Below are 12893 nucleotides of genomic sequence, written 5' to 3' on the forward strand. Positions count from 1 at the left end.
ATTACGCATCAGGGTGGACACGTTGTTTATTTCCAACCCGCAAAGGGCGGGTTTTTACAGAAGGTCATCGCGGGTCAACGAGATCGTTTTAACGAATAGCCGGTTTTATGACACTTTTTTGGCCCATTCTTACCCGGTGACGGAGGATTATATCGTATTTTTGGACTCCATGGTACCATATCACCTTGATCAGGTGCTCTGGGGGCATGGCCTGATCGACAGAAGTTCGTATTATTCCAATCTGAACCGCGTTCTGGATGTCATTGAACAAAAACTGGGCAAGAAAATGGTGGTGTGCCTTCATCCTCAATATGATGAAGCAAATTCAAAGAGAGATTTTGGCCGGCGTCAAACTGTCAAGCATAGGACCCGGGAGTATACGGCCCAAGCGGCCGTGGTCATTACGCACGAATCAAGTTCAGTCAACAATGCTGTCCTTTATCATAAGAAAGTTGTCCAATTGACCGGCAGCCGGTTCAATGATTTTACAAAAGCCAATTGTGCATGTATACAAAAAATGCTCAGTTTTCCGACGATCGATATGTATGAAGCCACTGAACAACAGATATCCGATTTGTTAAATACGTTAAAGATCGATGAGGAAAAATACAAAGCGTTTTTGTCCGATTACATTGTACGTTCCGGTCAAGAGGGAATCACTTCTTACCGGAAAATAGCCGACCATATTAAATTGAAATACATGTGAGAATGATATGTCCGATCTGAGAGAGATAAAGTTTTACGATAAAAATATAGATAAAACCAGCGTGATCTATGACGAGCATATTGGGGACAAAACCAACTGGTTTGGAGATGTGCCGCCGTTCACATGCCTTGAATTGAACATCCTGGCCATTTGTAACCGCAAATGTTTTTTTTGCCCTAAATCCGATCGGGAGAAATTTCCTAATTTAAAAGAGTATATCTCTTTTGAATTCTATGAAGAATTGATGAAGCAGCTTGCCGGCGTTCATTACCGGGGACGCATTTCGTTGTGCGGCTTAAGCGAACCGTTCATTCATAAAGGACTTAATCGCCTGGTGCAGATCACTAAACAGCATTGTCCGAAGTGCTATCTGGACATTATTACCAATGGTGATTTTTTAACGGTGGATAACGTCAAGGAACTTTTTGGGTCCGGGTTGGATAACCTGAAAGTGAGCATGTACGATGGGCCGCAGCAGATCCCGAAGTTTGAGAAGATCAAAGAGGCCCTGCAGTTGACAAATAAGCAGTTTGACGCACGTCCGCGGTATTTGTCCGCCGATCAAGATTTCGGGATGACCATTAATAATAGAGGAGGGTCTGTCAATCTGCCGCAATATAATGTGGTTCCTTTAGCCGAACCTTTGAAACAAAGCTGTTATTACCCGTTCCATAAATTGATCATTGATTACAATGGGGATGTCATGATCTGCCCCAGCGATTGGGAAAAACGGCTGGTTGTCGGAAATCTCAACAAAAAAAGCATATTTGAGATTTGGAATTCACCAGGTATGAAAGAAGTGCGTTTGCGGCTCATCAATAAAGACCGCTCCAAAGCGCCTTGCACGCAGTGCAACATTCATGGCACGCTTTATGCCCAGAAACATTTTGATGCCTGGAAAGACTATTACGGAGTGAGCCAAAAGCGTGCAAAAATTTAATTTTGGTTTTGTCGGATGCGGGAAAATGGCCCACGCTCACGCGGAGGTCGTTAAATCCATCGGCCACAGGATCGGGGCTGTTGTTGCCCGTCCGGGGTCATCGCACATTGACAGTTTTTCCAGTTCCTTTGGTGTTGTCAAAAAGTTTTATGCGTTGACGAAATTCATGGAGGAGCTGAAGCGTTCCCCAAAGGAGTATGATGCGCTGGTGATCTGCGCGGCGTGGGACGCGCAGGAAGGGATATTAAAACAGTTACTTCCATTTAAAAAACCTGTTTTTGTCGAAAAACCTGCCGTGTTGTCCATGGCTGCCTTAAAAAGGATCAAGACGCAGCGCGGCACAAAAAATATATACGTGGGGTATAACCGGCGGCATTACGATTTTATCCCGCGGCTCAAAAACATGATCGCCCGTGGAGGCCTGGTCTGTGTGGATATCCTGTCGGCTGACCCCTGGACCATGCTCGTCAAGCAGCGGGGGGCAAGGATCAAGGGCCATATCCTGCATTATTATACGGCGCATATCATTGACTTGATGTTTTATCTTTTAGGGGACGTGAAACTAAACCAGGGCGCGGTTGTCAGGCATCAGGGGAAGGATTCCTGGGTTTGCCAGCTGACGGCAAAAAAAATACCGGTCCAATTGAAGGTATTAATGGACAGTCCGCAGAACAGTTATATGAAATTCTTCTTCAAAGATAAAGTCGTGCAGTTGTGCCCGCTGGAGACAATGGTCATCTACGATCGGATTGAACGGGTCCAACGCAATGGCCGGGGCATTTATCGTCCCGGCGAACGTGCCCGCATGGTGACTTCGGACACCTTTAAGCCGGGCCTTTATAACCAGATGTCTTATTTTCTGAAAAATTTTGTCATTCATAAGAATTCTTCCAATGAACAGTTCAAACAGTTGGAAAACGTCACGGCCTTTTGTGATGAGCTTCTTCAGATGAGGGCATAATGAAAAAAATGATCGATGACGCTAAAGAAGTTTTTAAGATCGAGGCCGAGGCGATCCTGCTCTTGTCAGAGCAGCTCGATGAGAATTTTTCCGCGGTGGTTGAAAAAGTCCTTTCGTGCAAGACGCGGGTGATCGTTTGCGGCATGGGCAAGTCCGGCATTATCGGACGAAAAATTTCCAGCACGCTTGCCAGCACGGGAACGCCGAGTTTTTTTATGCACCCCGGGGAGGCCTTTCACGGTGATCTGGGGATGCTCAAGAAGGAAGATATTTTAATTTTGATCTCTTATTCGGGGGAGACGGAAGAGGTGCTGCGCATTATCCCGTTCTTAAAAGAAAATGGGAATATGCTGATCTCCATGACCGGGAACCCTGGATCCACCCTGGCCAGAACAGCGGATCACCATTTGAACGTGGCTGTCAAAAAAGAGGCCTGTCCGCTGGCCATGGCCCCGACATCATCAACAACCGCGGCGCTGGTGATGGGGGACGCGCTGGCGGTTGCCCTGATGAAAGCAAGGAATTTCAAGGCGGAGGATTATGCCCGCTTTCATCCCGGGGGAAGCCTGGGACGGCGCTTGCTGACACGGGTGGGGGATGCCATGACCACGGGCAATTTGCCGCTTGTTTCCAAAACAACGCCCATGAAGGATGTCATTACGATCATGACTTCGGGGCGTTTGGGGCTGGCGGTCGTGGTGGATGAAAAGGGCCTCATCATCGGGGTCATTACCGATGGGGATTTGCGCCGGGCGCTTAACAAACACGAGAACATTTTCCAGTACAATGCCGAAAAATTCATGACCAGGGGTCCCAAAACCATTGACAAAGACCTTTTGTTATATGAAGCCGAGAAGCTCCTGAATCAGTACGCCGTCAACGCCCTTTTGGTTGCGGATAAAGAAAAGAAACTCCTCGGTATACTTTTATTCCATAATATCCAGCATCTTTAAGAGAGTTCCCTGATGACCCCGGAAACCAAAAGCAAAGAAGAGATCTTCCAGCAAACGATCCTCGTTAATATTAAACGCAAATCGCTTTATGTCGACCAGGTCCAGATGCGGGAGGGCGTGCCGTTATTCAGCTGGATCGATATTAACCCCACTGAACTGTGCAACCGAAAATGCGTATTCTGTCCGCGTGTTGATCCAACAGTTTATCCGAATCAGAATTTGCATATGCCGGTGCCCTTGGCCCAAAAGATCGCGGACGAACTGCGCACGTATCAATACAAAGGAGGCGTCATTTTTTCCGGCTTCGGAGAACCTCTCCTGCACAATAATTTTCTTAAGCTGGTGTCCACCTTTGGCTATGATATTCATACGGAGCTTGTCACCAACGGCGACCGGCTCACCGTCCCATTGATCCGGGAACTTTACGCGGCCGGAATGGGTGTGATCTTGGTCAGCATGTATGACGGGCCTCACCAGATCGGACATTTTCGCAAGATGTTCCAGGAGGCCAGGGCGCGTGAAGATCAATATGTCTTGCGGGACCGCTGGTACGACATGGAAAAAGATTTTGGGCTCAAACTCACCAACCGCGCCGGCATGGTCACTACCGGTCATCAGATGGAAGTGGATGTGAAAAGACCGTGTTTTTACACACACTATTCGCTTCAGGTCGATTGGAATGGCGAGGTGCTTTTATGCGTCCAGGATTGGAATAAAAAAGTAAAATTCGGCACTGTGGCTGATCAGTCATTGTTTGAGATCTGGACATCTGCGCGATTCAGCGAATATCGCAAGAATCTGGGACGAGGTTCCCGGTGCCTGGCCCCTTGCAGCGGTTGCAATGTCAACGGAACATTGCACGGGAAGAAGCACGCGCAGATCTGGAATGATCTTTACAAAACCATCCCATGAGCCATCAGACGCTTAAGAAAAAATTATACCGCGTGTTGCATCAACGCAATCAACCCGCATCCGTTTATCTCCGTCTTCGTCGAAAAGCCCGCATTTTTAATGAAGGTTATGCAAAAAATAAACTGCACGCCGTTAAAGCCCGGGGCTGTTTGATCACAGATGTCAGCGGTCACATCTACATTGATACCGCGATGGGAGCGGGAACGCATCTTTTGGGATATGCGCCCGGCGTCCTGACCAAAGCCGTTAAAGAGCAATCCTCCCGGGGAACGTTGTACATCCTTCCCAACCTGCATGCGTATCAGCTGGGACGGCTTTTGACCAAAGCCATTGGGCATTTTGACAGTTTTGTGTTCTGCAATACCGGTTCAGAGGCCACGATGCGCGCCTGCCGCATTGCCCGCGCGTATACGGGGCGGAAAAAAATCGCCATGTTCAGCGGCGGATGGCACGGCGGTCACGACGGTCTTTTGTTTGACGAAGATTATAAAGGCCGGGAGACGGCCCCAAAGATCATTTTCAAATCCGCCGGCGTGCCTGACGAGCTTAAAGATCTGGTGCTGATCCTGCCTTATCATTGCGACTCCGCCTTAACAATGATCAGGAAGCATAAAGATGAGCTGGCTATGGTGATCATTGAGCCCGTACAAGGTTCCAACCCGCGTGATGATATGGGGGAATTTTTGAAAGAATTGCGCGGGTGCACAGCAAAGAACAAGGTCCTTCTTTGTTTTGATGAGATCATCTCGGGATTTCGACTGGCTCCGGGGGGCGCCCAGGAATACTACGGGGTTAAAGCCGATCTGGCGACCTACGGCAAGGCGTTGGGCGGGGGACTGCCCATCGGGGTTGTGGCCGGGCCAAGATCGATCATGAATGTTGTGACAGGTCAAAAGAGCGGCCGGACGGTTTTTATGGGCGGGACTTTTTCGGCGAATCCGTTGGGCATGTGCGTGGCCAGAACATTCCTGGAATATCTGCTCAAGAACAAAAAAAGAATTTATCCGTTGATCAATGATCATGGACAATACCTGCGGGATTCTGTCAACGCCTTTTGTTTGCTTCATCGCATTCCCGTGCGCATGATGGGCATCGGCTCGATGTCGCGGCTGATCTTTACCGATCGCGCCGTCCGATCGCGCTGGCAGAGGGACCATTTTGAAATAAGTCGGGAGATCCAAGATCTTTTTTATTTATATCTTCTTCTTGAAAAGGGAATTCACGTCAATCATAACCGGATCCTTTATCTGTCCACGGCGCATCACAGAGAACATGTGCAGAGGATCATTGACGCGATCACGGAAACCCTGCAATATTTCTCCAAGAAATTAAAACTTATATAACGGAGCTCGATCGTGCGTAAAGAAGAGCTTGTCTCCAAAGAATATGTTTTTAAAAAGGTCAAAGGCGATCAACTGGCCTTTGTCGGTGACTTCGATGTGTTTTATAAGAATGAAGACGACCCGTGGGGCCAGAAGGGCAGTGACGTCAGACTTAACGAATACTATCAATATTCACGCCGTAATCTTTTAGAGACCCTCCGGACGTTCACGAGTTCAAAGACAAAAGTAGGAATTCTGGAAGTCGGCTGTGGTTTGGGCTACGTAGCCGATTTCTTAAATAAAGGGCTTGCAGGGGCCCAAGCCGCTGTCACCGGCATGGACATCAGCCAAACAGCTGTCGCAAAAGCCAAGAAAGTTTTCCCCCATCTTAATTTTGTCGCTGCGGACATAGGTGAGGTGGATTTGAAACACAAGGCCAGCTATGACGTTATCATTATGAGCCAGATCTTGTGGTATGTCCTTGAGAAGCTTCCGCAGATCTTTAGAAATTTTAAGCGGTTGATCAAGCCCAGCGGACATGTGGTCTTTGTCAATGCGTTTTTGCGTGAACAAAAATATGGCAGGAACATTGTTGACGGTTTTGATGGCTTAGTTCGTTATGTTATGACGAAACACGGGACCCAATTTCGTCTGGTCAGTGCGAAGATAGATTATTCTAAAGAATTCATCCATGACGATGGCATTGCCGTTTTTCAAAAGAAATGAAAAACCTGCGGCTCTTAAAAGCTTTTTGCGCCGGCTACTTTAAATATAAAAAATTGTTCGCCGATGTCGGTCTCGAGCTGGGCCAATGCGAGTTGATCGATGGGGTCAATATTGTCTTGCTGGTCGATCGGAAAAGATCCATTGTTTATCGTTGCGCGTTGAATGCATTGGGCCGTGAAGGGATCATCAATAATTATCAGTTCCTTACGGAATCAAAGATTGAGGGCATTCCGGCCCCGATCGCATTGGTCCACAAGGGTGGGGCAGTGGTCAGCGCTGAGAGATTTTTGCCCGGCAAGCCCGTTGGCGTTAATGACCAAGAACGTTTCAGCGCCATCATGGACCAGCTTTCTTTGTATTATAAAGCAAATCTGGTCCAGGTTGAATTCGATGTCCGTCAGTGGTTTGAATATTATGACCGTTATTTGCGCTTTATTGATCCTGTTTATGCGCAGAAATTGGCTGATCTTAAGGTTAAGCTGATCAAAAAGTGGCCTTCAGGCCATCAGGCCGCTGTGCATACTTATATCCACGGAGATCTGACGTTCAGGAATATATTGGTTGAGGGGAATAAGATATTTTTCTTTGATTTTGACCGCTCCTGTATTGATTTTCCTGAATTTGATGCGTTGCTTTTCCATCTTGATCTGCTGACCCATCAAACCGGGCGGTCCAGCTATGATGTTTTCCTTGATCATCTTGCGCGATTTGCTCATGGGAAGACCGATGTCCCATTGTTGGAGGGTTTTTATGACCGCAACCCGGCTTTTGCGGGCAATACGCATATCAAAGGCCTAAAGTATTTATTTTTGTACAGGGCCTTGATCTTTGGGTTGTATGATCTCAATAACAAAGAAAAGTTCAATTTAAACCGGTTCGATAAATTTTTACAGGAACTTGATGAGACGTCTAGCAAGGATCTCTAAAGTTTTTCCTTACCTGTTCATCAATTTCATCCGTTGCTTTGCATTGGTGGAATTGTATCAACCCACGTACAATCCTCGCCGGTTATTTCTGGTCCGTTCAGGCCCCATTCAGCGGGCGTCCGATGACAGGATCCAGGCCATTGAAAAACATGTGCCTGTGGAGGGGATCAATACCTACATGGACTTGGGCTCCCAGCTGGGCTATTTTCTTTTTAGGATATGCGCTAAGAGAAAAGAAATGGTCGGGTATGGCGTTGAAATGGACGGCCTGGCCTGCCACTATGCCAATGCCCTGGTTTTTTTGAACGATCTGGAGAATATTTCTTTTATCAATTTGAAACTCACCGCATCATCGGTCAAGAACTTGCCCGCCTGTGACATGGTCAGTTTCTTGAATGTTTTTCATCACATTGTGCATTTTGAGGGCTTCGACGCGGCGGATGCCGTCATGCGGGAACTTTATAAAAAATGCGGCCGTTATTTCATTTTTGAAACAGGACAGTTCGATGAACCAGGGTATTATTGGCACGGGTCCTTAAAGTTCATGGGTGAGAAACCGGAACAGTGGATCCGGGACTATCTTCTCACGCTGGGGTATCAACAGGTCGTTTTAGTGGATAGGTTTCCAAGCCATTTGAGTGATCGCAAGAGGGCTTTTTTTATTTGTACTAAATGATGCGCGTTCAATTCTTCCTTAAAAAGATATATCAATTCTTCCGTCGCCACGCCGGCATTCTGATTTATATTCTTTCCGGAAGAAAACCCTGGAGTATAGGTTATGGGGAGTATAAAAGACGTGAGATCGCCCGCCTTTGTTCTGATGGGGACCTTTTGAGCGCCTTCTCGCAAAATAGGCCTTTACCGGCCAATTACGGCCACCGGCTTGATGAACGGATCATTGAATATCCCTGGGTCTTGTCCAGATTAAATTCTAAACACAAGGGGATACTCCTTGATGCCGGGTCAACTCTCAATTTTGATCTCATTCTTTCCCATCCTGTTTTGATCAACCGGACCGTTTATATTTATACCCTGGCCCCGGAAACGGTGATCAGCCGGTCCAATGTTTCTTATATATACGGTGACTTGCGTTCAACAGCTTTTAAAGACGAGCTCTTTGATGACATCGCTTGTATTTCGACCCTTGAGCATGTGGGGATGGACAATACTTTTCTGTATTCTGATGATCAGGGATTCAAAGAGTCCGCGGGCCATGATTTTCTTAAAGTGATCAATGAATTCAAAAGGATCTTAAAGCCGGGAGGAAGGCTTTTCATAACGGTCCCTTTTGGTGAATATGAGCATATGGGCTGGTTTCAGCAGTTCAATGGGAACATGGTGAACAGCGTTGTGGAAAATTTTAAGGGAAGAGAAGCAAAAGTGGCTTATTATCAATACCTCCCGTCGGGCTGGCGATCAAGCACTGCGGACCAATGCGCGCACTGCCGGTATTTTGATATCCACAAAACCGGGAAATTTGACCCCGATTGCGCGGCGGCGTCCCGGGCCGTTGCCTGCATAGAATTGATCAAATAGCCGAGGTTTTATTGAATATGCGCGTGGTGGTCGATGGTGTCATTTTTCAGGCACAAAAATACGGGGGCATTTCACGTATTTTTCATGAGATCATGCCGCGGATATGCGCGCTTGATCAAAGTGTAGAGTTTATCCTTTACACCGATGGCATACTTTTACAACACCTGCCCTGTCATCCGCGGATCATTCAAAAGAAAAATTTTCCGATCCATTCGTTTCTAAGGCCGCAAAGGTTATGGGCCCCGTTGACGCCGGTTCTCCGTCAGATATTCCAGAAAATGGTTCTAGGGGACGGGCAAGGCGTCCTCTGGCATTCAACTTTCTTTACATGGCCCAAAGGATGGAAGGGAAAGCGGGTGGTCACTGTTTATGACCTCATCCATGAGAAATTTTCTCATCTTTTTAACGGGCGCGATGATGATCTGTTTCGAAAAGAAAAAAAAGAGTGCATTGAACAAGCGGATGCGGTCATCACCATTTCCGAAACGACGCGCCAGGATGTCCACAAATTGTACGGTACGCCGCTAAGTTCCATTTTTCCGGCGCATTTGGCTTGCAGTGAGGCCTTTAAGGTCTTAGGCGAGAACGAGAAGAAGCCGTTGCCTTTGATCACCAAACCTTTCTTGCTGTATGTCGGAGGCAGGGTGCATTACAAAAATTTTGATTTGCTGGTTCAGGCCTTTGACCGCTGGCCGCAGGCCAAGCATGCGCAATTGGTGTTGGTGGGGGACGCGTTAAATGAAGCGGAAGAAAGAAAATTGCGTGAACTGAACATCCTTGAGCATGTCTGTGTGATGAGCAAAGCCGGCGATGACACGCTCTGCCAGCTGTACAATCAGGCGGCGGCGTTTGTTTATCCGTCGTTATACGAAGGTTTTGGAATACCCCTGCTGGAAGCGATGAACTGCGGATGTCCCGTGGTGGCTTCCCGCATTCCAACGACCCAGGAGATCGCCGCGGATATTCCTTTGTATTTTGAACCGACCAGCGTTGAAGGGCTGGTCCATGCCTTGACCCAGGTTTTTCAAGGCAAGGACATGGAGCGCGTTGCATCGGGTTTGGCCCGGGCCAAAACATTTTCCTGGGATCAAACGGCAGAAGAGACCTTAAAGGTTTACCGGAAAGTCCTGCAATGAAGAAAAAGGCGTTGATCACGGGCATCACGGGTCAAGACGGCTGCTACCTGGCCCAATTCCTTTTGGGCAAAGGTTATCAGGTCCATGGCATTGTCCGTCCCAAGCAAGGACCTGATCTTAAAGGATTGCGCTATTTGGGAATTGACAGGCAGGTCCATTTGTCTTCGGCTGATCTGGCCCAAGGCCGTCAAGTTCAGAAGATCGTCGGCGCTATTAAGCCCGATGAGATATACAATTTAGCGGCCATGAGCTCCGTTGCCCGGTCATTTCAAAAGCCGTTGGAGACCATTGAATTTAACTTGAACTCGACAACCAACGTGCTGGAGGCGGCGCGTTTGTTTGTACCTCACGCAAGGATCTATCAGGCATCATCCAGCGAGATGTTCGGAAGGGCAAGCCGGTTACCGGCCACCGAAAAAACGCCGTTCGATCCGGTCAGCCCTTACGGGATCTCCAAAGTTTTCTGCCACTGGAAGGCGCATCATTACAGGCGCATGCATCACATGTTTTGCGCCTGCGGGATCCTTTTTAATCACGAGTCCGTTTTGCGTCCCGGATATTTCGTGACCAAGAAGATCATTGCAACGGCCGTGCGCATCAAGCATGGTTCCAGGGAAAAACTTAAATTGGGGAATATCCGCGTTCAAAGGGATTGGGGCTATGCGCCGGAATATGTGAAGGCGATGTGGCTCATGCTTCAGCAAAAAATACCGGATGATTATATTTTGGCGACGAACAAGGCGCACAGTTTGGAGGAGTTTGTCAGCACGGCTTTTGGTTATTTGGGTCTGGATTGGAAAAAGCATGTGGTGGTGGATAAAATCCTTTTTCGTCCGAGCGATATTGATGTCAGCCGCGGTAATCCCGCGAAAATAAAGCGCGGCCTTGGCTGGGTTTATGACCTTCGGTTCAAGGACCTGATCAAATTGTTGATCGACGAAGAACAGGGATCGAGAGGAAAATTTTGAGTCAGCGCCTGACCATATTCTCCTGCCCCAAACCATTCAAAGGGCATATTGAGATCATCCAGCGCAATGCCGTGCAAAGCTGGGCGCGTCTTTCCTTGAAGCCGCAGGTCATTTTGATAGGAGATGAAAAAGGCGTTGAAGAAGTTGCCCGGGAATTTGGCATTGAGTACATAGGATCGATCAAACGCAATGCGTATGGGACGCCTCTTTTAAGCTCTATTTTTGAGACCGCCGGCCAAAGATCACGGGGCGAATTTCAATGTTATGTGAATGCCGATATTATCCTGACCAATAAAATAGCGGACGCGCTTGAACAATGCCCGCGCTTTTTCAAAGAGTTTTTAGGCGTTGTCCGTCGATTAGAGATCAATATTGAAAAGCCCCTGGATTTCGCGTCTGACTGGGAAAGGCAGGTTGAGGGCATTTACAGGGAGAATGGCAAATTGCAGGACCATACAGCCATTGATTGTTTTATTTTTCCAAAAGGGATGGTGGATCATTTTCCGGATCTGGCCTTGGGACGTCCGATGTGGGACAATTGGTTTATTTATGATACCCAACGCAAGAAGATCCCGGTCATAGACCTGACGCCCGTTCTGCCGATCTATCATCAAAACCATGATTACGCCCATTTGAAAGACAACACATGGGAAGGGCCGGAAGGGGATGAGAACCGCAGGCTGGCCGGCGGCTACAGCTATCTCTATACGATCGCGGACAGCGACTACCTTTTAACACATAACGGCTTGAAAAAGAATACGCGACGGCATGTTTCAAAATTCATACGTCATTTAAAGACGGCTTATCACCGATATATACAACATGATGCCGGATGGTAGGAGGGGCATGAAAGAACAGACCTTGGCAAAATTACGTGTACCGGGCCAAAGCGGCGATCGGCTGACATTATGTGAAGGCGATCTGCGCAATGGAAAATTATCCGGAGCCGGGCGGAATTTTAACATCGTCCGGGGCATACCGCGGTTACTGGCAGACCGGCATGACCGCTACACCAGCAGCAGTTTTTCCAGGGAGTGGAAGGAGCTGAATGCCGGGGATGATGTGTGGGGCAGGCCGGTCAAAGAGAGGATGAGTGAGTTGAATTTCCTGGAAATCCCTTTGGACCGGCTGAAAGGCCTGGACTTTTTAGACGTCGGCTGCGGGAATGGATTATTCGCCAGGGAAGTCGCCGCGACCTTTGGCGCCAATGTCATTGCCGTTGATATTTCCCAGGGGCTTGAATTGGGCAGGACAATGTCTGATGATCAAATGACCGTTGATTTTGTACAGGCGGACGTCCAATATCCGCCGTTTGCCGAGGGCTCTTTTGATATCATATGGTGCGCCGGCTCGATCCACCATACGCCTGATCCGAAGAGAACATTTCAACGCCTGGCCCCTTTGTTAAGAAAGGGAGGGCGGATCTTTCTTTGGTTATATACGCCCGAGGAACATAAATCCCTGAAGACGGGCATTCGGAATATTGTTAAAGAAATTGTCTGCCGGCTTCCCGGGATCGCGCAGAACATGGCTGTTTATGCCATCGCTTCTTTTACCCTGGCCAAACATTTCGTGATCGTTAAAGTGTTAAGGCAAAAACTGCATGTGCCTTTGGTCTTGAAATTTCGTCACCATCGCATGATGGCCAGAGATGCCTTTACGGTCCGCTACGACTGGCATTTGACAAAAGAAGAAGTGGCCGGATGGCATGTGCCCAACGGGTTAAAAACCATCTATTCAAAATATGTGCAAGAGAGCGACGGGCTTTGGCTTGCCGCTTTGGGAGAGAAAGTTTAACGCGCGGGGT

Annotated in this window: 14 protein-coding genes; all 14 read left to right on the plus strand. The window is 48.0% G+C overall.

What is annotated here, in order from left to right; genetic code table 11:
• On the plus strand, window positions 1-706 hold a 706-nt coding region (locus tag Q7K71_02360; protein MDO8674947.1), incomplete at its 5' end, for a hypothetical protein.
• 7 nt (window positions 707-713) lie between these two features.
• On the plus strand, window positions 714-1646 hold the full coding sequence (locus Q7K71_02365) for an SPASM domain-containing protein (protein MDO8674948.1): 933 nt from the start codon (window positions 714-716) through the stop codon (window positions 1644-1646).
• Window positions 1633-2607, plus strand: a complete 975-nt coding sequence (locus Q7K71_02370) for a Gfo/Idh/MocA family oxidoreductase (GenBank protein ID MDO8674949.1) — start codon at window positions 1633-1635, stop codon at window positions 2605-2607. The genes Q7K71_02365 and Q7K71_02370 overlap by 14 nt, the downstream gene beginning before the upstream one ends.
• Window positions 2607-3560 carry a KpsF/GutQ family sugar-phosphate isomerase gene (locus tag Q7K71_02375; protein ID MDO8674950.1) on the plus strand — a complete coding sequence of 318 codons (954 nt, stop codon included), beginning with the start codon at window positions 2607-2609 and terminating at the stop codon, window positions 3558-3560. The genes Q7K71_02370 and Q7K71_02375 overlap by 1 nt, the downstream gene beginning before the upstream one ends.
• A gap of 12 nt (window positions 3561-3572) precedes the next feature.
• Window positions 3573-4472 (plus strand): SPASM domain-containing protein, encoded by a 900-nt coding sequence (locus Q7K71_02380; protein MDO8674951.1) that lies wholly within the window; start codon window positions 3573-3575, stop codon window positions 4470-4472.
• Window positions 4469-5815, plus strand: a complete 1347-nt coding sequence (locus Q7K71_02385; protein MDO8674952.1) for an aminotransferase class III-fold pyridoxal phosphate-dependent enzyme — start codon at window positions 4469-4471, stop codon at window positions 5813-5815. The genes Q7K71_02380 and Q7K71_02385 overlap by 4 nt, the downstream gene beginning before the upstream one ends.
• A 12-nt stretch (window positions 5816-5827) precedes the next feature.
• A complete protein-coding gene (locus Q7K71_02390; GenBank protein MDO8674953.1) occupies window positions 5828-6520 on the plus strand; it encodes a class I SAM-dependent methyltransferase in 693 nt (230 codons plus the stop codon).
• Entirely contained in the window at window positions 6517-7446 is a 930-nt protein-coding gene (locus Q7K71_02395) for a phosphotransferase (GenBank protein ID MDO8674954.1), read from the plus strand. The genes Q7K71_02390 and Q7K71_02395 overlap by 4 nt, the downstream gene beginning before the upstream one ends.
• Entirely contained in the window at window positions 7421-8122 is a 702-nt protein-coding gene (locus tag Q7K71_02400) for a hypothetical protein (protein MDO8674955.1), read from the plus strand. Before Q7K71_02395 ends, Q7K71_02400 begins: the two co-directional genes overlap by 26 nt.
• Complete coding sequence (locus tag Q7K71_02405; protein ID MDO8674956.1) at window positions 8119-8982, plus strand: methyltransferase domain-containing protein; 864 nt, start codon at window positions 8119-8121, stop codon at window positions 8980-8982. Before Q7K71_02400 ends, Q7K71_02405 begins: the two co-directional genes overlap by 4 nt.
• Window positions 8934-10118 (plus strand): glycosyltransferase family 1 protein, encoded by a 1185-nt coding sequence (locus Q7K71_02410; GenBank protein MDO8674957.1) that lies wholly within the window; start codon window positions 8934-8936, stop codon window positions 10116-10118. Before Q7K71_02405 ends, Q7K71_02410 begins: the two co-directional genes overlap by 49 nt.
• The gene (locus tag Q7K71_02415) at window positions 10115-11086 is read left to right on the plus strand and encodes a GDP-mannose 4,6-dehydratase (protein MDO8674958.1); all 972 of its coding nucleotides are present in this window, start codon (window positions 10115-10117) and stop codon (window positions 11084-11086) included. The genes Q7K71_02410 and Q7K71_02415 overlap by 4 nt, the downstream gene beginning before the upstream one ends.
• The gene (locus Q7K71_02420; protein MDO8674959.1) at window positions 11083-11925 is read left to right on the plus strand and encodes a hypothetical protein; all 843 of its coding nucleotides are present in this window, start codon (window positions 11083-11085) and stop codon (window positions 11923-11925) included. Before Q7K71_02415 ends, Q7K71_02420 begins: the two co-directional genes overlap by 4 nt.
• A gap of 7 nt (window positions 11926-11932) precedes the next feature.
• Entirely contained in the window at window positions 11933-12883 is a 951-nt protein-coding gene (locus Q7K71_02425) for a methyltransferase domain-containing protein (protein MDO8674960.1), read from the plus strand.
• Window positions 12884-12893 lie beyond the last annotated feature (10 nt).

Source organism: Candidatus Omnitrophota bacterium, from assembly GCA_030650275.1.
Classification (GTDB): domain Bacteria; phylum Omnitrophota; class Gorgyraeia; order Zapsychrales; family Fredricksoniimonadaceae; genus JACPXN01.